This window comes from Methylobacterium sp. 001424705 (assembly GCF_059816145.1).
On the sequence record NZ_JCBANU010000012.1, the window covers coordinates 113,070 to 137,490 of the forward strand.

Genomic DNA, 24,421 nt, shown 5'->3' on the forward strand with positions numbered 1-24,421 from the left:
TTTGGCGTGCGGCATTGGCGCGAAGGACCGGGTGACCGGCGAAGCTACCACCACGGCAACCTCAAGGAGGCGCTGATCGAGGCGGCGCGCCGCTTCATCGCCGAGCGCGGCATCGGCGGCTTCACGCTGGTGGATGCGGCCCGCCTCGTCGGCGTCACGCCGGCGGCGCTCTACCGCCATTTCCGCGGGCGCGAAGCCCTGCTCGAAGAGGTGGCCGGCCGCGGCTTCGCCGACCTCGCCGAGCGCCTCGCCCGCGCCCTCACGGCCAAGGGCACGCCGCTGGAGCGGTTCACCCGGATGGGCGAGGCCTATCTGGCTTTCGCCGAGGAAGAACCCGGCTACTACGCGGCGATCTTCGAGACCCGCGGCCTCGCCGCCGCCGAACCGAACGCAGTGCCGAGCCTCCGACCGAGCCCGTTCGACCTCCTGGTGGAGGCCCTTCAGGCGACCTTTCCGGAGGGGTTCGGCGGCGTCGCGCCCCGGTTCATCGCCCTGGAGGTCTGGGCCCTCGCACACGGCCTCGCGACCCTCTCCGCGTCCGGACACCTGCCGAAATCCGCCGGCATGCCGGACAAGTACGAGCTGCTGCGCGCGGGCGTGCTCGCCCTCGTCCACGGCGCAGCAGCGGGCGGCCGGACGCGCGAACACGCCTGACCGATTAAGCGCCCCTTGAAAGCGCGTCGTTCCATCCGCAAGTGAATGTCGTTCACATTTACATTGGAGCCGTGAGCCGTGAGCTTCTCTTCCTCCCCCTTCACCACCGGGAAGGTCTGCCGTAGCGGCCCCTTCCCCAAGCGATCCCTCGAAATCGGCGCCATCGTCGTCGCCTTCGTCTACTGGTGGCCCTTGGCCGCCGCCTACATCGCCTGGAAGGTCGCGGGGTATCCCGCGCTCAGCGAGTTGCGGGGCCTCGCCGGCCGCGGCTTCTCGTGGAACGCGAGCGCCACGCGCTCGCGCTTCGCCGCGGCGTTCGAGTCCGCCAATGGCGGCAGCACCGGCAACCTCGCCTTCGATGCCTACCGCCGCAGCGAGATCGAGCGGCTCGATGCCCAGCGCCGGGCTCTGCAGGAGGAGAGCCGCGCCTTCGCCGAGTTCGTCGAGGAGCTGAAGCGGGCCAAGGACCGCGAGCAGTTCGACGCCTTCATGCAGAAGCGCCGCAGCGCGGACGCCACCCGCGCGGTCTGAGCGACCTCTCCGCCGAAATGGAATGACGCGAGGGCTTCCGGCGCAGGTCGGGAGCCCTTTTTGCCGGGCGCAATCCGTCCGAAGACCTCGCTCGCAATCCCACGATGCTCTAGAAATCCGGTCCCGGTCTTGCCTCGGTCTCCCGCCGCCCAGGATCAGACCTCGGCTTCATGGAGATCCAGCGATGCAGCCAGCCGCCGCGACCGTCCGGGTGGTGGACCACCCCCTCGTGCAGCACAAGCTGACCCTGCTGCGCCAGCGCGAGCGTTCGACCAAGGGCTTCCGCCAGATCCTCAACGAGATCGGCATGCTGCTGGCCTACGAGGTCACCCGGGACCTGCCCCTGGAGACGGTGACGATCGAGACGCCGATCCAGTCGATGGAGGCGCCGCAGATCGCCGGCAAGAAGCTGGTCCTGGCGCCGATCCTGCGGGCCGGCGTCGGCTTTCTCGACGGCATGCTGTCCCTGGTGCCCTCGGCCCGCGTAGCGCATGTGGGGCTCTACCGCGACCCCGAGACTCTGGAAGCGGTGGAATACTACTTCAAGGCGCCCTCCGATCTGGTCGACCGGACGGTCCTCGTGCTCGACCCGATGCTCGCGACCGCGAACTCGGCGGTGGCGGCGATCAACCTCCTGAAGCAGCGCGGCGCGCAGGACCTGCGCTTCGTCTGCCTGCTCGCGGCCCCGGAGGGCATCGCCCGCCTGCAGGCCGCCCACCCGGATGTCCCCGTCTGGACCGCCGCCATCGACAGCCACCTCAACGACCACGGCTACATCGTCCCGGGCCTCGGCGATGCCGGCGACCGGATGTACGGCACCCGCTGAGCGCCGCCCGCGCGGCGTGATCTCGCCAAGCGGCGATCTTGCCAAGCGGCGATCTTGCCAAGCCGTGATCTTACCAAGCCGTGATCTTGCCAAGTACCAGCCGGGCGGCACATGACGGGGCTTCCAGGAGGAGACCCCGATGACAGCCAGCCTGCCCGAGACCATGCGACAGATCCGCTTCACCGCTGCCGGCGGGCCGGATGTGCTGGCCCTGGAGACGGTGCCGCTGCCGCAGCCCGGGCCCGGCCAGGTGCTGATCGAGGTCGTCGCCGCCGGGATCAACCGGCCGGACATCCAGCAGCGCGAGGGCAAGTACCCGCCGCCGAAGGGCGCCACCGAGATCCCCGGCCTCGAGGTCGCCGGCCGCATCGTCGCCCTCGGTGAGGGCGTCTCCGGCGTCTCGGTCGGCGACGAGGTCTGCGCCCTGGTGATCAGCGGTGGCTACGCCGAGTTCGCCGTTGCCGAGATCGGCCAATGCCTGCCGAAGCCCGCGTCGCTCTCGCTGGTCGAGGCCGGGGGCCTGCCGGAGAACTACTTCACCGTCTACAGCACCGTAATCGAGCGCGGGCGGCTCAAGGCCGGCGAGTCTTTCCTCGTCCATGGCGGATCGAGCGGCATCGGATCGACCGCCATCCAGATCGCCAAGCATCACGGCGCCCGCGTCTTCGCCACCGCCGGCTCGGCCGAGAAGTGTGCCTTCTGCCGCGACCTCGGCGCCGAGGCGGCGATCAATTACCGCGAGGCCGACTTCGTCGAGGAGGTGAAGCGCCTCACCGACGGCAACGGCGTCGACGTCATCCTCGACATGGTCGGGGCGCCGTACCTCGCCAAGAACCTCTCGGCCCTGGCGATCGAGGGGCGCCTCGTGCAGATCGCCTTCATGCAGGGCTACAAGGTCGATGCCTTCAGCATGACCCCGATCATGATGAAGCGCCTGACCTTCACCGGCGCGACGCTCCGAGCCCGGCCGAAGGCCGAGAAGGCGGCGATTGCGGAAGGCCTTGCCCGGGACGTCTGGCCGCTGCTCGAAGCCGGGACGATCCGCCCGGTGATCCACGCCACCTTCCCGTTGGAGGAGGCCCGCAAGGCGCACGAACTGATGGAGTCGAGCGCCCATCTCGGCAAGATCATGCTGGTGACCGGCCGCTAGGTCGAACCTCGGCGGGAACTCCGCTCTCAACCGTCGCGTTTCAGACTCGAGCTAGAATCACGGGCAGGATTCACGGGAATCGGTGCTCGGGTCGAAACATCGGTCTTCGGACCGTTCAAGCGAGGATCGCATGGCAGAGAATCTACACGGTCAGGAAGCCCGGCAGGGCAAGCGCGGCAAGCCGGTACTCTACGTTCTCGTGGCCAGCCTCGTGCTGCTCGCGATCGCCATCACCGGCCTGATGACCTGGCAGGGCGCGAACTCGCCCAAGGACTACGCCAGCCAGAGCCAGGACGCCTCCCGCCAGGAAGTGACGGGGTCCGTGAAGGGTTCGTCGAACGCGACGTCGTCGTCGAACACCGGTTCGGTTCCGGCCGCGAACCCGGCCTATCCGAGCCCGGCCCAGCCGGCCGCGAACGGCAACAAGCAGTAAGTCTGAAGGTCGTCCGTGCCGGTCCGCCTCAGCGGGTCGGCACGGGCGTTTCGCCGCGATAATCGTAGAAGCCGCGCTTGGACTTGCGGCCGAGCCAGCCGGCTTCGACGTATTTCACGAGCAGCGGACAGGGCCGATACTTCGAATCGGCCAGTCCCTCGTAGAGCACCTGCATCACGGACAGGCAGGTATCGAGGCCGATGAAGTCGGCCAGCTGCAGGGGCCCCATCGGGTGGTTCGCCCCGAGCTTCATCGCGGTGTCGATCGATTCCACCGAGCCGACGCCCTCGTAGAGCGTGTAGATCGCCTCGTTGATCATCGGCAGCAGGATGCGGTTGACGATGAAGGCCGGGAAATCTTCCGACATCGTCGACGTCTTGCCGAGCTTGGCGATGAAGGCCTTGGCCGATTCGTAGGTCGGGTCTTCTGTGGCGATGCCGCGGATCAGCTCGACGAGTTGCATCACCGGCACCGGATTCATGAAGTGAATGCCGATGAAGCGCTCCGGCCGATCGGTCGAGGCGGCGAGTCTCGTGATCGAGATGGACGATGTGTTGGTGGCGATCAGGGCATCGGGTTTCAACGACGCGCAGAGCGTGCTGAAGATCTGGCGCTTGGTCGATTCGTCTTCGGTGGCCGCCTCGATGACGAGGTCGCAGGGCGCAAGGTCGTCGAAGCTCTCCGCTGCCACGATCCGCGAGACCGCGCTGCGGCGCTGATCGTCCGCGATGGTGCCCTTGGCCACCTGTCGGGCGAGATTGCCGTCCACGGTGGCGAGGCCGTTGTGGATGCGGTCCGGGTCGCGGTCGTTCAGGCGGACGTCGAGCCCCGCCATCGCGCAGACATGCGCGATACCGCTGCCCATCTGCCCGGCGCCGATGATGCCGACCGTCCTGATATCGATGCCCATCGTCTGCACTCGCACCCCTGGGTCGTCCCGCCGTCGCGGTCCGGGTCCCGCCCGGCCGCCGAGGACGCCCGTCTCGCTTATAACGTTTCGCGGCAGCAGCGTCCTAGAGCATTTCCACGCTGGAAGGCCATCCGTACCGGGCGATCGGTGCGCGCGCGGCGCGCACCGGCCGGACGTGCCTGTTCCGCCTCAGCCCTTCGCCTTGGCGATTTCGGCCTGCAGCTCGGGGACGATCTGGAACAGGTCGCCCACGAGGCCGTAATCCGCCACCTGGAAGATCGGTGCGTCCTCGTCCTTGTTGATGGCGACGATGACCTTCGAGTCCTTCATGCCGGCGAGGTGCTGGATCGCGCCCGAGATGCCCACCGCGACGTAGAGCTCCGGTGCCACCACCTTGCCGGTCTGCCCGACCTGCCAGTCGTTCGGGGCGTAGCCGGCATCGACGGCGGCGCGGGAGGCGCCCACGGCGGCGCCGAGGCTGTCGGCCAGGGGCTCGATCAGCTCCTTGAACTTGTCCGAGGAGCCCAGCGAACGGCCGCCGGACACGATGATCTTGGCTGCGGCCAGCTCGGGACGGTCGGACTTGGCGATCTCCTCGCCCTTGAAGCTCGACTTGCCCGAGGAGGCGGCCGCCTGGACCGGCTCGATCGCAGCGGCCGCACCGCCCTCGCCGGCGGGCTTGAAGGCCGCCATGCGGACGGTGATCACCTTCTTGCCGGTACCGGCCTGCACGGTCTGGATCGCGTTGCCGGCGTAGATCGGACGCTCGAAGGTGTCGGGGGAGACCACGCTGATGATGTCGGAGATCTGCGCCACGTCGAGGAGGGCGGCCACCCGCGGCAGCACGTTCTTGCCGGTGGTGGAGGCCGCCGCGACGACGTTGTCGTAGGGCTCCGCCAGGGCGACGAGCAGCGCGGCCGTCGGCTCGGCGAGGAGGTGGTCGTAGGTGGCGTCCTCGGCCAGCAGCACCTTCTCGATCCCGTCGAGCTTGGCGGCGAATTCGGCCGCGGGGCGGCTGCCGGCGCCGGCCACGAGGGCGTGCACGGGTCCGCCCAGGGCGACGGCGGCCGTCAGAGCCTTCAGGCTCGCGTCGCGGACCGCGCCGTTGTCGTGCTCGATGAGGAGTAGGGTGGCCATGGTGTGCGAACCTCGAAATCGATCAGCAGGAGGGTCCCGGACCCCGTCTCACCCGCCGCGTCGGCGCGGCGGGGTCTTGAAGCCATCGGCGGGGCGGGGTCTCAGAGAACCCCGGCCTCGCCCTTCAGCTTCTGCACGAGTTCGGCCGGGGACCCGACCTTGATGCCGGCCTTGCGCCCGGCGGGCTCCACGGTCTTGAGCACGGTGACCCGCGGGGTCACGTCGACGCCCAGGGCATCGGGGGCCAGCTCCTCGAGGGGCTTCTTCTTCGCCTTCATGATGTTGGGCAGCGAGGCGTAGCGCGGCTCGTTGAGGCGCAGGTCGGTGGTGACGATGGCCGGCAGGGTCAGGGTCACGGTCTGGAGGCCGCCATCGATCTCGCGGGTGACGTCGATCGCGCCCTCGCCGAATTCGAGCTTGAAGGCGAAAGTACCCTGGGGCCAGTCGAGGAGGGCCGCCAGCATCTGGCCGGTCTGGTTCGAATCGTCGTCGATGGCCTGCTTGCCGAGGATGACGAGGCCGGGGGCCTCCTTCTCGACCAGGGCCTTCAGGATCTTGGCCACCGCCAGCGGCTCGACCACGCCGTCGGTCTTCACCAGGATCGCCCGGTCGGCGCCCATGGCGAGGGCGGTCCGAAGAGTCTCCTGCGCCTGCTGCGGACCGATCGAGACGGCGACGATCTCGGTGACCTTGCCCTTCTCCTTCAGGCGAATCGCCTCCTCGACGGCGATCTCGTCGAAGGGGTTCATGGACATCTTGACGTTGGCGAGGTCCACGCCCGAACCGTCGGCCTTGACCCGGATCTTGACGTTGTAGTCGACGACCCGCTTGACGGGCACCAGAACCTTCATGGCGTTCACAATCCTCCGCGCGGATAATGTTTTTCGACCAGGCCGGCGCGGCGCGCAAAGGACCTCCGGGAAACCCGGATGTCCAGAACCCTGGTCATTGAGGCGGCGGACCGTAACGGCCTCATTTCCGCCTTGTCAACGCGCCCCGCCGCCGCCCGCCCCGGCGAGTGTCGTCCGGCGCTGCGGACCGGCCGCACGGCCCCGGGTTCGCAGCTCCGTGGTATTCCGAATGCCTGGCTCTCAGCGATTCTTGCCCGGCACCCAGAGCACGTCGTCGGCGCCGTTGGCATTGGCGGTCCGGCTCGCCACGAACAGGAAGTCCGAGAGCCTGTTCAGGTATTGCAGGGCTTCCGGCGAGACGATCTCGCCCTCGGTGGCGGCCAGGGCCACCGCCAGGCGCTCGGCCCGCCGGCACACCGTCCGGGCGAGATGCAGGGCGGCCGAGGCCGGCGATCCCCCGGGCAGCACGAAGGACTTCAGGGGCGAGAGGTCGGCATTCAGCGCGTCGATGTCGCGCTCGACCCGCTGCACCTGCGCGGCGACGATCCGCAGCGGCTCGTATTTCGGCGGCTCGGCGCTTTCCGGGGTTGCGAGGTCCGCGCCGAGGTCGAACAGGTCATTTTGGATCGCGCTCAGCATGGCGTCGAGGCGCGGATCGGCATGCAGCCGCACGAGGCCGATGCAGGCATTGGTCTCGTCGACGGTGCCGTAGGTCTCGATCCGCAGATCCGCCTTCGAGCGCCGTTCGCCGCTGGCGAGGGCGGTCGAGCCCTTGTCGCCGGTTCGGGTGTAGATGCGGTTGAGGGTGACCACGATGGCTTCCGATCCTGAGCGGGGCTGGCAAGTGAGGCCTGCAGGAGCGGGAACCTAGCGCAGTTTGCCGCCGCTGGGAGTCGCTGAATCGGAACGAGAAGGGCCGGCCCCGCATCGGCGGAACCGGCCCCTGAGGCTCACGGTAAATGCGAGCGCGGCGAACTCAGAAGGTGTAGCCGAGCTTGCCGCCGAAATTGGTCAGGCCGCGGTTGTTCGCACAGAAGCCGGCATTCGACATGTGCTCGACGGTGGCCATGATGCTCCAGTGCTCGGTGAGCCGGAAGCCGAGGGCGGCCGCCTCGCGGAAGAGCGGGTTGCAGCCCAGCGTGTTGAACCCGGCCGGGGCGGTCGGCTTCGGGCCCGTGTAGCCGTTATGGGCGCCGGCGCCGAAGAAGCCTTCGAGGAAGACGATGTTGTTCAGGGTCTGCGGGAAGAGATCCACGGTCCAGGTCGCGCCGATATAGGCGTAGCTGGTGCGGCCGCCGAAGTTGTAGCTGCCGCCGACGGTGGCCCGGGGCACGAAGGCCTGCCAGAACGGATCGACGCTCACCAGCGGCTTGGAGAACAGAATCTCGCCGTTGATGTTGCTGGTGTTGTGCTCGGCACTGCCGGGATCCTGCACGGCGCCGCCGATGCGGACCTCGGAGACGATGCTCAGGGGCTTCACAGGGCTGACATAGGCGGCCGGCGGCGCGGACGGGAAGTCGGCGGCCTGGACCGGCATGGCCGTGGCGAGCACGGCGGCGGCAGCGGCGAGGCGAAGCGGGTGGGACTGCATCGGGATGGTTCCGGGTTGACCGAACGTGTCTAGCATGCCCGCTCACGGCATCGGCAGGCATCGCGCGTCGCGGGGCGGCGATAGCTGTGCGGTGAGACCTCCCGGCCACACTCGCTCCGTTCGGGCGCTCAGCTCGCCGGAGGGGGCGCCAACGCCCCGGTCACGCACCGACATCAGGACGCGGCGGCGCCCCGCGCGACGGGGTCAGGCCGAGCGCCACCAGACCACGCCCATGATGAAGATGATCGCCAGGAACTGCAGCAGAACGCGCAGGCGCATGAGCTTCTGCGAGAGGTTGGCGCTGCCCCCGCGCATCATGTTGAACAGGCCGAGGACCAGGACCACCGCCACCGCGACGCAGGCGAGGAGCACGAGAGAATTGGAGGAGATCACGGCGTCAGGTCTCGTGGCTGTCGGGTCAGGAATTATCGCTCCCCATATGGGCCCCTCCGGGGGAGGAGCCCAGGGGGCGGTTCGATGCGTCAATTGCGGCGCAGGAGACGCTCGAAGTAGTCGAGCTCCTCGCGCGGGCGGCTCGGGTCGCCGAGCTTGCGCCGCAGCTCCTCCATGATGCGGCGGGTGCGCTGCACGGTGGATTCGTCGGCCGTCGGCACGCGGGCATTGCCGTTGGTCATGTCGCGGCCCTTGGTGGGTCGGCCGAGGGGATCGTCGTCGCGGTTGCCGGCCTGGCCCTGCTGACTCGGCTTCTCGCCACCCTCGCCCTCGCCTTTCCCGTCGCCTTCCCCCTCGCCCTCGGCCATCTCCTGCATCTGCTTCTGCATGCCTTCGGCGCCGCGCTTGAGTCCGTCCAGGGCTCGGCCCTGGGCCTCGACCGCGTCGTCGTCCTTGCCCTGGCCGAGGGCGCCCTCGGCCTCGCGCATGGCCTCCTCGGCATCGGACAGGCCGTCCTCGCCCTGCATGCCGAGGTCCTTCATGCGGCGCTGCAGATCGTCCAGGCGCTCGCGAAGGGCCTGCTGGCGCTGACCGGCGCCGCCCTTCTGGCCCTCGCCCTTCTGACCCTGCTGTCCTTGTCCTTGCTGTCCTTGGCCCTGCTGTCCCTGTTGACCCTTCTGGCCTTCGCCCTGCTGGCCCGGCTGCCCGCGCTGCGGGCGCTGGCCCCGCTGACCCTGGCCCTGCTGTCCGCGCTTGTCCTGGCCGTCCTTGAAGGTCTCGTCGCGCAGGTCCTGCTGCTCGCGGGAGAGCTTGTCGAGCTCGTCGGCCTGCTTGCTCATCTCGCGGCTGTTGGGATCGGACTTGCCGCCGGGCTCCGCGGTCTGGAGATTCTCGAGGATCTCGCGGAGCTGGTCGAGGAGGCGCTGCGCCTCGGCGGTGTCGCCGCGCTTCATGGCTTCGGCCATGTCGTTCAGCATCTTGTCGAGGTCGTCCGGCGTCACCGTCTTGGCGTTCGCGTTCGGCGGGCTCTTCTCGGCCTGGGGCTTGCCGTCCTTGCGCTGGCGCTCGGCCATGCCCTTCATGAACTTGTCGAGGGCCTGTTTGAGGTCCTCCGTGAGCTTCTTGATCTCCTCGTCGGGCGCGTTGCGCTCGATCGCCTGCTTGAGGTTGTCCTGGGCGGCGCGGAGGCTCTTCTCCGCATCCGAGAGGTCGCCGTCCTCGATCTTCAGGGCCATCTCCCAGAGGAGGTCGGCCACCGCCATCAGGGCCTCGTCGCTCCGCGCGGCCTTCAGGCGGCGCGAGGCGGCCTTGAGCCCGAGGTAGACGCTGGCCTGGGGCGTGAAGGTGTCGGGCGCGATGAGCAGCGCGTCGACGGCGGTCTGGACCCGGACGCGGCTGTCGACGGGCGCGGTGATCAGGCGCCGGCGCTCCTCGGCCAGGGCGCGGGCCAGGGGTTGGGTGAAGACCCGCGCGGGCAGCGTCACCTCGGCGGTGGGCGTACGCCCCTCCTGACCGGCCTCGTCCTTCACCACCAGGGTCAGGCGCACGCGCGCGCCGGACCACGGATTGTCGGTGAGATCGACCAGGGTCTTGGTATCGCGCTCGCCGGTGGCGTCCGCCGGCAGGGCCAGGGCGATCCGCGGCGGCGGCACCAGGGCGCGGGTGTTGGCCAGGGGTTCCACCACCCCCTCGGCGGAGGCGATGCCGTAATCGTCCTTGGCGCGGTAGGTCAGGTTGAAGGTCCCGCGCGCGTTCACCTCGAGGGCACCGATGCGCTCCACCTCGGGGGGCGTGTCGGGAATCGTCTCGACGAGGAGGTGCTGCGTCGTGCCGCCCGCCGCGACGGTGAGGTCGGCGACACCGCCGGTGAGCTGGAACCGGTCCTCGCGCAGGTCCGCATGGGGCGGCTTGCCGGGCAGCGGCTTCAGACCGGCCTTCGGCGTCAGGACCGCCTCGCCCTGGCCGGCGATCCGGACGATCAGGGTCGCGTTCACCGGTGCGCGCAGGCGCTGCTGCTCGCCGTTCATCGTCACGACCAGGGGCGGCAGGCGGGTGTAGACGGGCGGATCGATCCAGCCGTCGACCCGGAAGGTCGGGCCGGGCGGTGGCGGCGCCTGCCAGTCGAAGGCGCCGAGGATGCGGGAGCGCCACTCGGCACCGGCCACGAACAGGCTCGCCACGGCCGCGACGATCAGGCCGGCCCGCAAGGCGAAGGGATCGCGCCGTGCCATGGCGGGCCGGGGCGGCGGCGGCTTCAGCTTGGCCACGGCCTCGGCCGCACGCGCCTGATGCAGCGCCCAGAGGGCGCGGGTCGCCGGGTCGGTGGTGCCGACCGCGAGGGTGTCCTCGATGGAGGAGGCGGGATTATGAGACAGCGTCCCGCCCCTGGCGGCGGCCGCGCGGTCGATCCGCGCGAGGGCCTCGCGGCGGGTGTCGCGCCGCAGGCCGGTCAGCGGCAGGAGCGCGGCGACGAACGCCAGGGCGAAGAGCAGAAGGCCAACGATCCGGCCCAGGGGCGGCAGGTCGAGCCAGAGCCCGAGCCAGGACAAGGCGAGGAAAGCCAGGATCAGCCCGAGGCCACGCCACAGGATCGGCCAGGCCCGCTCCCAGAGGCCGGCCGCCTGCGAGCGGGTGACCAGCCGGTCAAGCCGCTGGCGCAGCACCGGACCGCCGGTGCCCTGCTCTGGCCCGCTGCTCGTGGAGGTCGCCGGGTCGGCCTCGCCCATCGTGTCTGGCTCCTCGCGCGTCGCATCGGCGTCGCGCCTTCCCCGCAAGGCTAGCATGGTGGAGGCGCCGCGCGACGGGGTCAAATCATCCCAGGTGGCGGGGAAGGGCGCCGAGCCAATCCCGTCCGCGATCTGAACCCTCGGCGTCTCTCGCGTGTTGCCGCCTTGCGTTCAATGCGTGAGAAGGATGCCCGCCATGGTCGATGTGAAGCCCCTCGTCGAGGCTCTGGTGCATGCGCGCCGCGGCCGTCTGGCCGCCGGTGCGGCCCTCGGCGGCCTCGCCCTGGTGGCGGGCCTCGCCGCCCGGGCCCTGCGCACGCCGACCACGCCCGAGGGGGCCGCGGCGCCGGCCGCGCCCGCCGTCGGCGAGGACGAGGCCCGGCTCATGCTCCGCGCCATGGTGGCGGCGACCCTGGCCGACGGGATGATCGACAAGGACGAGCGACAGCGCCTCGATGCGGCGGTCCAGGCTTCCGGCCTCGCCAGGGACGGGGCCGCCTGGTTGGAGGCGGAGATCGCCGATCCGGCCGACCTCGACACCATCGCGGATGCGGTGAACACGCCCGAGCAGGCGACGCGGATCTATTCGGCGGTGCGCCTCTCCGTCCTGGCGGATACGCTGCAGGAGCGCGAATTTCTCAAGCGCCTCGCCGAGGCCCTGGACGTTCCGGGCGAGGCGGTCGACCGGATCGAGGGCGAACTCGCCGCCTGACGCTCACGCCTGCGGGCTCAGCCAGTCCGGCATCCGGTCGAGGGCGATCAGGTCCTCGTAGCTCTGGCGCGGACGCACGATGGCGGCGTCCGCGCCGCGCACCAGCACCTCCGGCACGAGGAGGCGGGAATTGTAGGTGCCGGCCTGCACCGCCCCATAGGCGCCGGCGCTCATCACGGCGATGAGGTCGCCCGGGGCGACCTCGGGCATCTCCCGGGCGAGGGCGATGTAATCGCCGCTCTCGCAGACCGGCCCCACCACGTCGGCCACGAGGCGCGGCGTCTCGGCCGTGGGTTCCCGAACCGGCCGCAGGCCGTGATAGGCCTCGTACAGGGTCGGGCGGATCAGGTCGTTCATCGCCGCATCGACGATGACGAAGGTCCGCCCCTCGGTGCGCTTCACGTAGATCACGCGGGTGACCAGGATGCCGGCATTGCCGGCGATCATCCGGCCGATCTCGAAGACCGGACGCAGGCCCAGCGGCGCGAAATGCGGACGCAGGATCGCCGACAGGGCCGCCGGCTCCGGCGGCGGCGCGTTGTCGTCGCGGTAGGGGATGCCGAGGCCGCCGCCGAAATCGATGTGGTGGAGCGGATGCCCCTCCGCCATCAGGTCGCGGGCCAGGCCGGCCAGGAGGCCGGCGGCGTGGTCGAAGGGAGCCAGGTCGGTGATCTGGCTGCCGATATGCATGTCGACGCCGGAAATCGCGAGGCCCGGCAGGGTCGCCGCGTGGGCGTAGACCGCCCGGGCCCGGCTGATCGGGATGCCGAACTTGTTCTCGGACTTGCCGGTCGAGATCTTGGCGTGAGTGCCGGCATCGACGTCGGGATTGACCCGGATGGAGATCGGCGCCGTCAAACCGAGGCTCGATGCCACCGCGGAGAGCTGGGCCAGTTCCGGCTCGCTCTCGACGTTGAAGCAGAAGATGCCGGCCTTCAGGGCGGCAGCCATCTCGACCTGGGTCTTGCCGACGCCGGAGAAGACGATGCGCTGCGGATCGACGCCCGCCGCCAGCGCCCGGCGCAGCTCACCCTCGGAGACGATGTCCATGCCGGCCCCGAGGCGGGCCAGGGTGGCCAGCACGGCCTGGTTCGAATTCGCCTTCATGGCGAAGCACACGAGGGCGTCGTCCTCGCCGAAGGCCTTGGCGAAGACCGCGTAGTGGCGCTCCAGCGTCGCGGTCGCGTAGCAGTAGAACGGCGTCCCCACCGTCTCGGCGAGGGCGGTCAGGTCGACATCCTCCGCCTGGAGCCGACCGTCACGATAGTGGAAGTGGTGCATCGGCCTGCCTGCGGGCATCCCGCCCGGGAATTGCGGGCCCCGCGCGCGGCGCGACCGGGCGGGCGCGCCTTCCCGCACGAAGCTGGGAAATGGGCTCTGGTGATCCGCTTCTACAGCAGCGGGTCGAGCAGGAAAGGCTCCTTGGGCACGACGTAGCCGCGCTTGGCGCCGCGCGTCGTCTTCACCGGCGCCTCGGCGCCCGAGCCCGGCACCGCCAGGGTGTCGAGTTCGTCACCGGCGCGGACCGCATCCGGCTCCGGCGTCGCCGCTTCCCCGCCGAGGCCGACGCTCTGGGGCAGCGCGCGCGGGCTCGCGACGCCGGGCAGGCCGGGCCGCGCCACCGAGCGCGCGGCGGCGGTGCCGGGCGGCGGCTCGAGGGCGCCGCGCCGGCCACAGGCCGAAGCGGACAGCGCGATGAGGCCGATCGCGGCGATCGTCGGCAGGGGGCGGGAACGGAGGAACATCAACGCTTGCGGTCCGGAACGCGGTGGCGGACAGCATAGCCGCTGCGGCTCGGCGATGCGAGCGAAACGGCTACGCTGTCCCGCGCGGCGTCGGGCGGGGCTCAGCCCTTCTTCTTGCCGTCCGTCTTCTGGTAGACGTCGATGGCGCGACGGCAGTTCTCCGAGAGCTTGGTCCAGTTGGTCTGGAAGCACTTGTCGAGGGCCGGATCATCGGTGGCGAGGTTACCGCAATAGGTCAGGTAGTCGCCGGTGCAGTACTTCTTCAGGGTTTCATTGCCGCGCTTCGTCTGCGGGGCGGTCGTGGCCCCTTGCGGCTGCGCTGCGGGCTGAGCGATCGCCGGTGCGGTGGAGACCGTGGCGGCGAGGAGGAAGGCAAGCGACGTGAGCTTAAGGGCCATAGGGGGGCGCGGTCCGTCTCAAGAAACAGGGGAATGGGCGATCCGATGAAGCGCCGAGATGGTCGAAACATGGCGCGCGGATGGTCGCCGCGTGGTCAGGCCGCTTTCTACGCCGCGTTTTCCCGTCCGTGCAACGCCCGCGGCGTTTTCCCGCGCACATGACGCGCCGGGTTCGGCCCGCGAGCGGCATTCAGTTGGAGCGCGCCGGAATCGCGTACGCCGAGACGGGCGGAAGCCGGTCGCGCTGCATCAGGCTGTCGGCCACGTCGGAGATCCGGCGGCGCAGATCAGCGGCCTCGCCCTCGCGGCGCGCCATCACTTCGGCCAGGGCTGTCTCGGCCGCATTCAGGCTGGCCCTGAGGGTCTCGCGCTCGGCGACCAGGGCCGCGGTCAGGTCGGGGACCTCGGACCCGGTGGCGGCGGGAGCGCCGGCCGGGTCCGGCGGGACCTGGGCGGACCGCGCGGCGATGAGGTCGTCGAGCACCTCCTGGTGTGCCTGCTCGAGCACCTGCAGGGTGGCGAGGCCCAGCGCGGTCTCCTGGCGCGCCGCTTCCAGATCGCGCTCCACGCCGCCGAGGGTGGTGCGGGTCGCGGCCAGGGCGGCTTCGCGCTCGCTCAAGGTCGCGTCGCGGGCCTCGACCGTGCGGGTGAGGGCGGCGGCCTCCATGGTCCGGGCCCCGATGGCGGCGAGATCGGCGTGGCGATGGGCCTTCACGGCCTCGACCTGACGCTCCAGGCGGCGCTGGGCCACGGCGAACTGCGCCCGCAGGTAGTCCTTCTCGGCAGCGACTTCCGAGAGCGAGAGGGGCAGGCGCGCCTCGATGCGGCGCTCCGACAGGCGGGCGGCCCGGGCATTCACGGCGGGCAGAATCAACAGGGCGCACAGGCTCGCGGCCAGGAAGCCGAGCGCGAAGATCATCACGGTTTCGATCACGCGGAAACGCTCGCTCAACATGCCGTGGACGACAATGACGACGGAGCTGGCCGTCGACCCTCGTCGGCTTGTTTAGCCCATGTCCCCCCGGGATGGGCAAGACGCGCGGGGACACACCCCGGTCGTCCTGCGAATCAGAAGGGATTCCAGGTCGGCTTCGACGTGAACTTGAGATAACCGATGTTGATGCCCAGCCGGGCGCCGACGCCGGTGCGGATCGGCACCACGACGATGTCGTCGGCGGTCACCGCCGTCATCCCGAAGCCGCCGACGAGGTAGGCGGAGCCGTCGACGCCGCCGAAGCGGCGGTAGAGGCCCGACACGGCCGGCAGGTTGTAGACCAGCATCATGGTGCGGTCGCCGTCGCCGCCGACGTCGAAGCCGATGGAGGGGCCCTGCCAGTAGATCCGCCGTTGCCCGGCATTGCGCGTGTAGAGCGTCCCCTCGCCGTAGCGAACGCCGCCCACGATGGCGCCGGAGGCTTCCTGGCCGAGGATGTAGCCGTTGGGCTCGCCCCAGCGCCGGGTCGCCTCCTCCACCAGCTGGGCGAGGCCGCGCGACATCGAGCCGAAGAAGCGATGGCCGTTGTCGACCAGCTCCTCGGGACGGAACTTGCCGGGCGCTCCGTCGCTCACCGCGAGGGCGCGGGACGAGACGCCGAGGAGGAGGGCGCCCGCCAGCGCACCGACGACGGTGCGCCGGGTCGCAGGTGCGTGCGATGGGCGGGCGCGGACGGCCCGATGGTTCGACGTCATGCCTCGTCCCTCCTGTCTGCCGACATCCGCCCGAGGGCGCTATCGTCTTGCTAACCGAGACCGCGCTATGGACCGGGCTGTCATCCGAGAGACCGTTCCGGCCGGGGCCGGTGCGCCTCGATACGCGGCGATCATGATGCGAAACAAAGCAACATGTGGTTAACGCGCCGTCACCTGCTTCGCGTCGCCGCGGCCGGTGGGCTGCACGCCGCCGGCGCCCGCGCCGCGACCCTGCCTCGCCTGCCCGCGGGCCGCATCGCCCTCGGGGGGTTCGATGCCGTCAGCTATTTCCTCGACGGTCCCGAAGCCGGCAGAGCCGCCTACGAGATCCTCTGGGACCGGCTGACGTGGCGCTTCGCGCGGGCGGCGAACCGGGAGGCCTTCCGCGGCGACCCTGCCGCCTACGCGCCACGCCTCGGCGGCTTCGATCCGATCGGCGTCCTCGCCGGCCGCCTCGTGGACGCCGATCCCCTGATCTATGCGCGCCTGCCCGGCCCGGACGGGATCGACCGGCTCTACCTCTGCCGCAGCAACGCGCACCGGTTGCGCCTCATCGCGGAGCCGCATCTCGCCGCCGAGGCGGAGCTGCGCTGGCCGACGCTGAAGGATCAGATCGAGCGGGATTTCCCGGAATGAGGGCGCCCGGCGCTCAGATCCGGTGCGCGTCCTGCGGCGCGTGCCGGTCGGCGGGACGGGTGGACGGGCTGCGCTCGGGCAGGACGAGATTGGCCGCATAGCTCGCGTCGCCCAGGGCGGCGAAGGGACCGTTGCGGTAGTTCCGCGTATAATGCCCGTAGGTCATCGGCCGGCCGGCCGGCGCCACGACGCAGCCACCCGCCACCGTGAGGATGTGGTCGCCGGCCGCCGTATCCCATTCCATGGTCGGACCGCAGCGGACGTAGATGTCGGCCTCGCCGGCGGCGATCAGGCAGAACTTCAGGGCGGAGGCCGCCGACCGGGTCGAGCCCACCCGGAGCGCGCCGAGGCAGGTCTCGGTCTCGATGTCGCCGTGCCGGTTGCTGCGCAGGGCCACCAGCCCCTGGTCCGGCCGCGGCCGCACCGCGATCGGCAGGCGCGCGCCGAGATGTCCGTTCCGGATCTCCGCTTCGAACGCCTGGCCGCCTGCGCCCCAGACCCGGCCGAGGCCGGGGGCGGCCAGAGCGGCGGCGATCGGACGGTCGCCCGCGATCAGCCCGATATTGACACTGTACTCCGCGTTGCCGGCGAGGAAGTCCCGGGTGCCGTCGAGGGGATCCACCAGGAAGAACAGCGGCGCCGGGGGCTGGTCGTAGGACGATTCCTCGGCGATCACGGGAATGCCCGGCCAAGCCCTGGCGAGTTCCGCAAGGATGAAGGCCTCGGATTCGGAATCCGCCTGGCTCGCCGGCGAACCGTCGGGCTTGAGCACGTGCGGACAGTCGCCCCCGTGGTGCCGCTTCAGGATCTCGCCCGCCCGGCAGGCAATTTCCATCAGGGTCGCCGCAATACGGTCGCGCGTCGGCGCATCGATCGACATGATACCGGTCATGATGCCCGCGCCACCGGCCCTTGTCGACCCGGATCGCGATCCGTCCGGGTGCTTTTCAAAGCTTCCGGCGCCGTCTATCGGTGCCGTTCACGACCGGACGCGGCCCCGAAACGCCTGCGCGGAGCGCACCATGACCCCCCTCAATCTCGACGCCCTCGATCTGTCCGCCCTCCTGTGCTCACGGGTCTGCCACGACGTGATCAGCCCCGTTGGCGCGATCGTGAACGGGTTGGAGGTCCTGGAGGACGAGAGCGACACCTCCATGCGGGAATTCGCCCTGGAGCTCATCGCCAAGAGCGCGCGTCAGGCCTCGGCCCGCCTGCAATTCGCCCGCATCGCCTTCGGGGCCGCCGGCTCGGCGGGCGCCTCCATCGACCTCGCCGACGCCGAGAAGGTGTCGCGGGGGATGTTCGCCGACGACAAGACGCAGCTCGCCTGGAGCGCGCCGCAGGCGCTCTACCCGAAGAACAAGGTCAAGCTCCTGCTCAACCTCGTGATGATCGCCCAGAGCGCGATCCCGCGCGGCGGTCTCATCGACGTGGTGGTGCAGGGCGACGGCGAAGCTCCGACCCTGACCCTCAAGAGCAAGGGTTCCCACGCCCGGATCCCCGCCCACGTGGAGCAGATGATCGCCGGCACGCCCGAGAACGGCACCGTGGACGCCCACGGCATCCTGCCGTTCTATGCCGGCCTCGTCGCCCGCGCCGCGGCCATGGACGTGCGCTTCGCGATCGAGGGCGACACCGTGACCATCACGGCGACCGCCACGGCCGCCGCGATGCCCGAGGCGCCCGCCACGGCTCCCGCGGATCCGGAAGCCGATCGCCCGTCGGATTCGGAGCCGCCGGAGACGGCGCTGGCCTGACGCGCGGCGAGTTTCGGCCCATCGGCGGGAGATCGACAAATATTGTCGCGGTCTCCCGCTTTGTCGTTCGGGGTGAAACCCTTCCCTAACCGGTTAGGGGGCAAGGTCGGTCCTGCACAGACTGTAGTGCGCGTATGGACTGAGTACCCCTCATGGACGACTTGTTGCGTGAGTTCCTGACCGAGAGTGCCGAGCACCTCGACACGGTCGATGCCGAGCTCGTCCGGTTCGAACAGGATCCGAACAATCAGACGATCCTGCGGAACATCTTCCGCCTCGTTCATACCATCAAGGGCACCTGCGGGTTCCTCGGCCTTCCGCGCCTCGAAGCCCTGGCGCACGCCGCCGAGACCCTGATGGGCCAGTTCCGCGACGGCATGCCGGTCACCGGCCCCGCGGTCAGCCTCATCCTCGTCACCCTCGACCGCCTCAAGGCGATCCTGGGCGACCTCGAGGCCACCGGGTCCGAGCCGGCCGGCAGCGACGACGATCTCATCGGCGCCCTGGAGGAGATGGCCTCCGCCCCGATCGCCCCCGTCGCCCCCGCGCCCGTCGCGGAGATCACGCTGCCCGATCCGGTCCTGCGCGAGCTGAAGCCCGGCGAGGTCAGCCTCGAGGACCTCGAGCGCGCCTTCATGGAGGCGGAAGGGCCCGATCCGTTCGACGCGTCCGTCGCCTCCGCGCCGGAACCGGTCGCCGCGGCCCCCGAGCCGGTGCGCGAGGCACCCGCCCCGATGCCGGTGAAGGCCGCAGAGGCGCCCGCGAAAGCCGCCGACGCGCCCGCCGCGTCCGACGGCGAGGGGGGCATCGCAAAGGTCCAGACCATTCGCGTCAACGTCGACACCCTCGAACACCTGATGACGATGGTGTCCGAGCTGGTGCTGACCCGCAACCAGCTCCTCGAGATCGCCCGCCGGCACGACGACTCGACCTACAAGGTTCCGCTCCAGCGCCTGAGCCACGTGACGGCCGAGCTGCAGGAAGGCGTCATGAAGACGCGCATGCAGCCCATCGGCAACGCCTGGCAGAAGCTGCCCCGCGTGGTGCGCGACCTGTCGTCGGAACTCGGCAAGCAGATCGAGCTCGTGATGAGCGGCGCCGAGACCGAACTCGACCGCCAGGTGCTCGAGGTCATCAAGGACCCGCTCACCCACATGGTGCGCAACTCGGCCGATCACGGCATCGAGTCGGCCGCCGACCGCAAGGCCTCCGGCAAGCCGCTGCGCGGCACGATCCGCCTCTCCGCCTATCACGAGGGCGGCACGATCACGATTGAGATCGCCGACGACGGCAAGGGCCTCGATCTCGCCGCCATCCGCCGCAAGGCCGTAGAGCGCAAGGTCGCCAGCCAGGCGGAAGTCGAGCGGATGACCGACGCCCAGGTGGCGAAGTTCATCTTCCATCCTGGCTTCTCCACCGCCGCCGCCATCACCTCGGTCTCCGGCCGCGGCGTCGGCATGGACGTGGTGAAGACGAACATCGAGCTCATCGGCGGTGTCATCGACATCAACACGCAGCTCGGCCGCGGCACCACCTTCACCATCAAGATCCCGCTCACCCTGGCGATCATCGCCGCCCTCATCGTCAAGGCGGGTGAGCAGCGCTTCGCGGTCCCGCAGGTGGCGGTGCTCGAACTGGTGCGGGTCGACAAGGCGACGGCGCAGAAGGTGGAGCGCATCAACGGCTCGCCGGTGCTGCGCCTGCGCGAGCGCCTCCTGCCGATCGTCACCCTTACGGGCGTCCTCGGCCAGGACCAGGCCGCCGACGCCGTGGATTCCGGCTTCGTGGTGGTCGCCCAGGTCGGGCGCCAGCGCTTCGGCATCCTCGTCGACGAGGTCTTCCACACGGAGGAGATCGTCGTGAAGCCGATGTCCTCCAAGCTGCGTCACCTGCCGCTGTTCGCCGGCAACACCATCCTGGGCGACGGCGCCGTGGTGCTGATCGTCGATCCGAACGGCATCGCCCAGCAGGTCAGCCAGGGCTCGCAGACCGGCGCCATCCCGGTCGAGGCCGAGGTCGAGGAGGTCGAGGCCGCCGACGCCAAGGCGACGCTCCTCGTCTTCAAGGGCGGCGCCGGCAGCTACAAGGCGGTGCCGCTCTCGCTGGTCACCCGCCTGGAAGAGATCGAATCGGCCAAGGTCGAGTGGGTCGGCGGCCGTCCGCTGATCCAGTACCGCGGCCGCCTGATGCCGCTGGTGCCGGCCGACCCGTCGATCGAGATCCGCACCTCCGGCACCCAGGCCCTCGTGGTCTTCTCCGACGGCGAGCGCGCCATGGGCCTCGTGGTCGACGAGATCGTCGACATCGTCGAGGAGCGTCTCGACGTCGAGATCTCGGCCGACCGCTCGGACCTCATCGGCTCCGCCGTCCTGCGCGGCCGCGCCACCGAGATCATCAACATCGCCCACTTCCTGCCGCTCGCCTACGACGACTGGGCGCGGGGCCCCAAGAAGACGGTCAAGCGCAGCTCGACGCTCCTCCTCGTCGACGACTCCGCCTTCTTCCGCGAGATGCTGAGCCCGGTCCTGAAGGCCGCCGGCTACAGCGTGGTCACCGCGGCCAGTGCCGATGAGGCGGTGGCGGCCCTGCTCTCCAACGGGCGGATCGACGTGGTGGTGTGCGACCTCGAGATGCCGGGCCGCAGCGGCTTCGACCTCGTGGGCGCCATGCGCAAGGTGGAGGGCCGCGTCGCCGGGCTTCCCGTCATCGGCCTCTCCGGCACTATCGGGACCGAGGCCATCGAGCGGGCACGGACCCTCGGCATCGCCGACCTGGTGGCGAAGTTCGACCGCAGCGGCCTGATCTCGGCCCTGGCCGAGCTCGACGTCGCCAGCCTCGCCGTCGCCGCCTGACCGGCCCGCCCCCTTCGGAGTCCACGCCCATGATGCAGGCCGCCAACACCAACGCCGCGGAAACCGTCGGCACCCACGACTTCGTCACCGTGTTCGTCGGCGAGACCATGTTCGGTCTCGCCATCGACCGGGTCCACGACGTCTTCATCCCGGCCGGCGTGACGCCGGTGCCGCTCGCCCCGCCCGAGATCGTCGGGCTCCTGAACCTGCGCGGCCGCGTCGTCACCGCCCTGTGCCTGCGCCGGCGCCTCAGCATGGCGCCCCGCACCGGGGACGGCGCCCAGATGGCGATCGGCCTCGAGCAGGGTGGCGAGACCTTCGCCCTCATCGTCGACGGCGTCGGCGAGGTACTCAAGCTCGGGGCCGAGACCCACGAGCCGGTGCCGATCAACCTCGATGCCCGCTGGCGCGACCTCACGCTCGGCGTCCACCGTCTCGACGGCCGCCTCCTCGTCATCCTCGACGTCGATGCGCTCCTCGCCTTCGGGACGAACGCCCGCACCGCCGGCGCGGCCTGAGCCCGAGCCAGGAGAAGGACCCGATGAAAACCTGCCTCATCGTCGACGACTCCGCCGTCATCCGGAAGGTGGCGCGCCGCATTTTCGAGACCATGAACTTCGAGGTCGGCGAGGCCGAGGACGGCGAGAAGGCCCTCAGCGCCTGCGGCAAGACCATGCCGGACGCGATCCTGCTCGACTGGAACATGCCGACCATGGACGGCTACGACTTCCTGCGCGCCCTGCGCAAGACGCCGGGCGGCGAGAAGCCCAAGGTCCTGTTCTGCACCACGGAGAACGACGTCGGCGCCATCGCCCGTGCCCTCCATGCGGGCGCCGACGAGTACATCATGAAGCCGTTCGACCGCGACATCGTCACGGCGAAGCTCGCGCAGGTCGGCTTCGCCACCGAAGCCGACGCGGCCTGACGCGGACCTGGACCGGGCATTCCGCCCCGTCCGGGGCCAGTTCCCACCCCGACTGTTCCTCCGCGTCGCTTACAGCGTGAATTCATGATGGCCGCCACCGCACCGACCTTCGCGTCGACCCATGCCGCGCCGCCGCCGCTCGCGGGGCAGCGGGTCCGGGTTCTGATCGCAGACGATTCGGCGGTGGTGCGCGGGCTGGTCGCCCGCTGGATCGGCGAAGCCGGCCACGAGGTCGTCGCCACGGCGGCCAACGGCCGGATCGCCCTGGAGGCGATGGCGCGCCACGACCCCGACGTCATCCTCCTCGACATCGACATGCCGGAACTCGACGGCACCCAGGCGCTGCCGCTGCTGCTCGCCAAGAGCCCCGGCGTCCAGGTCATCATGATGTCGACCCTGACCACCCGCAACGCCGACATCTCCCTGCGCTGTCTCGCCCTCGGGGCCGTGGACTACATCCCGAAGCCCGAGAGCAACCGGGGCGTGACCACCTCGGACGCCTTCCGCACCGACCTGATCGAGCGGGTGCGCCTCTTCGGCTCCGCCCGGGCGCGCAAGCGCGGCGCCTCCGGCGCGCCGATCCCCGTCTCTCCCGGGTCGCACGCGCCCGCACCGGTCTCGGCCCTGCGTCCGACCGCCCCCCTGGTGCTGCGGCCGAAGGCCCGCACCGGCGTCGCGCCCCGCGTCCTGCTCATCGGCGCCTCCACCGGCGGGCCCCGCGCGGTGGGCGAGGTGCTGGAGAAGATCGGCAGCGCCACGCTCCGTCAGTTCCCGGTCCTCATCGTCCAGCACATGCCGCCGGTCTTCACCGCGGTCTTCGCCGAGCATCTCGGCGTCCGCACCGGCCTGCCGGCCGCCGAGGGCAAGGCCGACGAGCGCCTGCAGCCGGGCCGGATCTACGTGGCGCCGGGCGGACGGCACATGGGCCTGGGCGGAAGCCGCCAGGACGTGACCATCCGCCTGCATGACGGGCCCGTGGTGAATTTCTGCCGGCCCGCCGTGGACGTGCTGTTCCAGGATGCCGCCGCGATCTTCGGCGCCGCGGCCCTCGCGGTCGTCCTCACCGGCATGGGCTCGGACGGGACGGGCGGGGCCCGCGCGCTGACGGAGGCCGGGGCGGCGGTGCTCGCCCAGGACGAGGCGACCAGCACGGTCTGGGGCATGCCCGGCAGCATCGCCAAGGCGGGACTCGCCCAGGCGATCCTGCCTCTGGGCGAGATCGGCCCGGCGCTGCGCAATCTTCTGACGGGGCAGGGCGCATGACCGACGTCGAGTTCGATTTCCTGCGCGCCTACCTCAAGACCCGCTCCGGCCTCGCGCTCAGCGGAGAGAAGCGCTACCTCGTCGAGAGCCGCCTCGGTCCGATCTGCCGGCGCTTCAACCTCGCCGATCTCGGGGCGCTGGTGAACGCCCTGAAGGGCGGCCGCGACCTCGCGATGGAGCGGGCCGTGGTCGAGGCGATGACCACCAACGAGACCTTCTTCTTTCGCGACCGAACGCCGTTCGACCTGTTCCGCGACGTGCTGCTCCCCGAGGCCATGGCTCGCCGGGCCGTGCAGCGCCGCCTGCGGATCTGGTGCGCCGCCGCCTCCACCGGCCAGGAACCCTATTCCCTGGCGATGATGCTGCAGGACGCCGCCCCGCGCCTCGCCGGCTGGACCGTCGACCTCGTCGGCACCGACCTGTCGACCGAGGTACTCGAGAAGGCGAAGGCCGGGCTCTACAGCCATTTCGAGGTGCAGCGCGGCCTGCCCGTGCAGTCGCTCATCAAGCACTTCGAGCAGGTCGGCGAGCAGTGGCGCATCTCGGCCAGCCTGCGGCAGATGGTGGATTACCGCCCGCTGAACCTGCTGCAGCCCTTCGATTCGCTGGGGACGTTCGACATCATCTACTGCCGCAACGTGCTGATCTATTTCGATGCGCCGACCAAGGGCGACGTGCTGGCCCGCCTCAGCGGCAGCCTGGCCGCCGACGGTGCCCTGCTGCTCGGCGCCGCCGAGACGGTGATCGGCCTGACCGAGAAGCTCGTCCCGAACACCAAGCACCGGGGCCTGTACAACCAGGCCGCCGCGTCCCTCGCACCGCAGGCTCGGCCGCTGCCGGTGCTCAACCCTGCCGCCGTGGCGGTCGCGCCGGCCTTGGCCGTCGCCCCGGCGTTGCGCCGGGTGGTCGGCCTCTGAGCGGCATCCGACGGATCGTGGCGCGGGCGCAGGCCCGCGCCATCTGCGCTTGGTCGGTCGACGCCGCGCGGGGGAGGGGACGACGGGTGTCCGCACGAACAAAAAAGGCCCCGCTCGCGCGGGGCCGTTTCGTCGTCCGACCGGTGGTTCAGACGGCGATCCGCTCTTCGCCCTCGTTGGGCTCGCGCAGCACGTAGCCGCGACCCCAGACGGTCTCGATGTAGTTCTTGCCCTGGCTGGCATTGGCGAGCTTCTTGCGCAGCTTGCAGATGAAGACGTCGATGATCTTCAGCTCGGGCTCGTCCATGCCGCCGTAGAGGTGGTT

General features: G+C 70.3%; 27 protein-coding genes. 13 read left to right on the forward strand and 14 right to left on the reverse strand.

What is annotated here, in order from left to right:
• Positions 1 to 6: 6 nt before the first annotated feature.
• The 5 genes from AC6EUL_RS11390 to AC6EUL_RS11410 all read left to right on the forward strand — a co-directional run bounded on the left by AC6EUL_RS11390 (position 7) and on the right by AC6EUL_RS11410 (position 3,594).
• Positions 7 to 654 carry a TetR/AcrR family transcriptional regulator gene (locus AC6EUL_RS11390; RefSeq protein WP_499870135.1) on the forward strand — a complete coding sequence of 216 codons (648 nt, stop codon included), beginning with the start codon at positions 7 to 9 and terminating at the stop codon, positions 652 to 654.
• A gap of 78 nt (positions 655 to 732) precedes the next feature.
• Positions 733 to 1,185: a DUF2852 domain-containing protein gene (locus AC6EUL_RS11395; protein ID WP_056351113.1), complete on the forward strand. Its 453-nt coding sequence runs from the start codon at positions 733 to 735 to the stop codon at positions 1,183 to 1,185.
• A 184-nt stretch (positions 1,186 to 1,369) separates the two neighbouring features.
• Entirely contained in the window at positions 1,370 to 2,011 is a 642-nt protein-coding gene (upp, locus tag AC6EUL_RS11400; RefSeq protein WP_056222654.1) for a uracil phosphoribosyltransferase, read from the forward strand.
• A gap of 139 nt (positions 2,012 to 2,150) precedes the next feature.
• Positions 2,151 to 3,161 (forward strand): NAD(P)H-quinone oxidoreductase, encoded by a 1,011-nt coding sequence (locus AC6EUL_RS11405; protein ID WP_056492846.1) that lies wholly within the window; start codon positions 2,151 to 2,153, stop codon positions 3,159 to 3,161.
• Positions 3,162 to 3,291: 130 nt separating this feature from the next.
• Positions 3,292 to 3,594 carry a hypothetical protein gene (locus tag AC6EUL_RS11410; RefSeq protein ID WP_056222648.1) on the forward strand — a complete coding sequence of 101 codons (303 nt, stop codon included), beginning with the start codon at positions 3,292 to 3,294 and terminating at the stop codon, positions 3,592 to 3,594.
• A gap of 28 nt (positions 3,595 to 3,622) precedes the next feature.
• Here AC6EUL_RS11410 and AC6EUL_RS11415 read toward each other — a convergent pair whose 3' ends face one another.
• The 7 genes from AC6EUL_RS11415 to AC6EUL_RS11445 all read right to left on the reverse strand — a co-directional run bounded on the left by AC6EUL_RS11415 (position 3,623) and on the right by AC6EUL_RS11445 (position 11,202).
• Positions 3,623 to 4,504 (reverse strand): 3-hydroxybutyryl-CoA dehydrogenase, encoded by an 882-nt coding sequence (locus tag AC6EUL_RS11415; RefSeq protein ID WP_499870138.1) that lies wholly within the window; start codon positions 4,502 to 4,504, stop codon positions 3,623 to 3,625.
• A gap of 189 nt (positions 4,505 to 4,693) precedes the next feature.
• Complete coding sequence (locus tag AC6EUL_RS11420; RefSeq protein WP_499870140.1) at positions 4,694 to 5,641, reverse strand: electron transfer flavoprotein subunit alpha/FixB family protein; 948 nt, start codon at positions 5,639 to 5,641, stop codon at positions 4,694 to 4,696.
• 101 nt (positions 5,642 to 5,742) lie between these two features.
• Complete coding sequence (locus AC6EUL_RS11425) at positions 5,743 to 6,492, reverse strand: electron transfer flavoprotein subunit beta/FixA family protein (protein WP_056274741.1); 750 nt, start codon at positions 6,490 to 6,492, stop codon at positions 5,743 to 5,745.
• Positions 6,493 to 6,732: 240 nt separating this feature from the next.
• On the reverse strand, positions 6,733 to 7,305 hold the full coding sequence (locus AC6EUL_RS11430; RefSeq protein WP_056222640.1) for a cob(I)yrinic acid a,c-diamide adenosyltransferase: 573 nt from the start codon (positions 7,303 to 7,305) through the stop codon (positions 6,733 to 6,735).
• A gap of 163 nt (positions 7,306 to 7,468) precedes the next feature.
• Positions 7,469 to 8,083, reverse strand: coding sequence for an acyloxyacyl hydrolase (locus AC6EUL_RS11435; protein ID WP_499870143.1), 615 nt, complete (start codon positions 8,081 to 8,083; stop codon positions 7,469 to 7,471).
• A gap of 204 nt (positions 8,084 to 8,287) precedes the next feature.
• On the reverse strand, positions 8,288 to 8,473 hold the full coding sequence (locus tag AC6EUL_RS11440) for a twin transmembrane helix small protein (protein ID WP_056351237.1): 186 nt from the start codon (positions 8,471 to 8,473) through the stop codon (positions 8,288 to 8,290).
• A gap of 92 nt (positions 8,474 to 8,565) precedes the next feature.
• Positions 8,566 to 11,202 carry a TIGR02302 family protein gene (locus AC6EUL_RS11445; protein WP_499870145.1) on the reverse strand — a complete coding sequence of 879 codons (2,637 nt, stop codon included), beginning with the start codon at positions 11,200 to 11,202 and terminating at the stop codon, positions 8,566 to 8,568.
• A 196-nt stretch (positions 11,203 to 11,398) separates the two neighbouring features.
• On the opposite strand from AC6EUL_RS11445, the gene AC6EUL_RS11450 reads away from it, so the two are divergent.
• The gene (locus AC6EUL_RS11450) at positions 11,399 to 11,914 is read left to right on the forward strand and encodes a DUF533 domain-containing protein (protein ID WP_056274739.1); all 516 of its coding nucleotides are present in this window, start codon (positions 11,399 to 11,401) and stop codon (positions 11,912 to 11,914) included.
• A gap of 3 nt (positions 11,915 to 11,917) precedes the next feature.
• On the opposite strand, the gene lysA is transcribed toward AC6EUL_RS11450, so the two are convergent.
• The 5 genes from lysA to AC6EUL_RS11475 all read right to left on the reverse strand — a co-directional run bounded on the left by lysA (position 11,918) and on the right by AC6EUL_RS11475 (position 15,746).
• Positions 11,918 to 13,195: a diaminopimelate decarboxylase gene (gene lysA / locus AC6EUL_RS11455; protein WP_056222623.1), complete on the reverse strand. Its 1,278-nt coding sequence runs from the start codon at positions 13,193 to 13,195 to the stop codon at positions 11,918 to 11,920.
• Between the two features lie 110 nt (positions 13,196 to 13,305).
• Positions 13,306 to 13,659 carry a hypothetical protein gene (locus AC6EUL_RS11460; protein WP_056274735.1) on the reverse strand — a complete coding sequence of 118 codons (354 nt, stop codon included), beginning with the start codon at positions 13,657 to 13,659 and terminating at the stop codon, positions 13,306 to 13,308.
• A gap of 101 nt (positions 13,660 to 13,760) precedes the next feature.
• Entirely contained in the window at positions 13,761 to 14,057 is a 297-nt protein-coding gene (locus AC6EUL_RS11465; protein WP_056222617.1) for a hypothetical protein, read from the reverse strand.
• Positions 14,058 to 14,247: 190 nt separating this feature from the next.
• The gene (locus AC6EUL_RS11470; RefSeq protein WP_056222975.1) at positions 14,248 to 14,991 is read right to left on the reverse strand and encodes a hypothetical protein; all 744 of its coding nucleotides are present in this window, start codon (positions 14,989 to 14,991) and stop codon (positions 14,248 to 14,250) included.
• A gap of 134 nt (positions 14,992 to 15,125) precedes the next feature.
• Entirely contained in the window at positions 15,126 to 15,746 is a 621-nt protein-coding gene (locus tag AC6EUL_RS11475; RefSeq protein ID WP_082487359.1) for a DUF1134 domain-containing protein, read from the reverse strand.
• A gap of 153 nt (positions 15,747 to 15,899) precedes the next feature.
• On the opposite strand from AC6EUL_RS11475, the gene AC6EUL_RS11480 reads away from it, so the two are divergent.
• Positions 15,900 to 16,382 (forward strand): hypothetical protein, encoded by a 483-nt coding sequence (locus tag AC6EUL_RS11480; RefSeq protein ID WP_056222614.1) that lies wholly within the window; start codon positions 15,900 to 15,902, stop codon positions 16,380 to 16,382.
• A 13-nt stretch (positions 16,383 to 16,395) separates the two neighbouring features.
• Here the strand turns inward: AC6EUL_RS11480 and AC6EUL_RS11485 are convergent, their stop codons facing one another.
• Positions 16,396 to 17,262, reverse strand: coding sequence for a 3'(2'),5'-bisphosphate nucleotidase CysQ family protein (locus AC6EUL_RS11485; RefSeq protein WP_082487371.1), 867 nt, complete (start codon positions 17,260 to 17,262; stop codon positions 16,396 to 16,398).
• A gap of 142 nt (positions 17,263 to 17,404) precedes the next feature.
• On the opposite strand from AC6EUL_RS11485, the gene chpT reads away from it, so the two are divergent.
• From chpT to AC6EUL_RS11515, 6 genes are all read left to right on the forward strand, one after another.
• A complete protein-coding gene (chpT, locus tag AC6EUL_RS11490) occupies positions 17,405 to 18,139 on the forward strand; it encodes a histidine phosphotransferase ChpT (protein WP_056222608.1) in 735 nt (244 codons plus the stop codon).
• A 152-nt stretch (positions 18,140 to 18,291) separates the two neighbouring features.
• A complete protein-coding gene (locus tag AC6EUL_RS11495) occupies positions 18,292 to 20,991 on the forward strand; it encodes a hybrid sensor histidine kinase/response regulator (protein ID WP_056222605.1) in 2,700 nt (899 codons plus the stop codon).
• Positions 20,992 to 21,023: 32 nt separating this feature from the next.
• Positions 21,024 to 21,509, forward strand: coding sequence for a chemotaxis protein CheW (locus AC6EUL_RS11500; RefSeq protein ID WP_056274868.1), 486 nt, complete (start codon positions 21,024 to 21,026; stop codon positions 21,507 to 21,509).
• Positions 21,510 to 21,532: 23 nt separating this feature from the next.
• A complete protein-coding gene (locus AC6EUL_RS11505; protein ID WP_056222602.1) occupies positions 21,533 to 21,916 on the forward strand; it encodes a response regulator in 384 nt (127 codons plus the stop codon).
• An 84-nt stretch (positions 21,917 to 22,000) separates the two neighbouring features.
• Positions 22,001 to 23,179, forward strand: a complete 1,179-nt coding sequence (locus AC6EUL_RS11510; protein ID WP_499870151.1) for a protein-glutamate methylesterase/protein-glutamine glutaminase — start codon at positions 22,001 to 22,003, stop codon at positions 23,177 to 23,179.
• A complete protein-coding gene (locus tag AC6EUL_RS11515) occupies positions 23,176 to 24,096 on the forward strand; it encodes a CheR family methyltransferase (protein WP_056222596.1) in 921 nt (306 codons plus the stop codon). Before AC6EUL_RS11510 ends, AC6EUL_RS11515 begins: the two co-directional genes overlap by 4 nt.
• A gap of 148 nt (positions 24,097 to 24,244) precedes the next feature.
• Here AC6EUL_RS11515 and AC6EUL_RS11520 read toward each other — a convergent pair.
• Positions 24,245 to 24,421 (reverse strand): winged helix-turn-helix domain-containing protein (locus tag AC6EUL_RS11520; protein WP_499870161.1); only part of this gene is annotated, 177 nt, incomplete at its 5' end.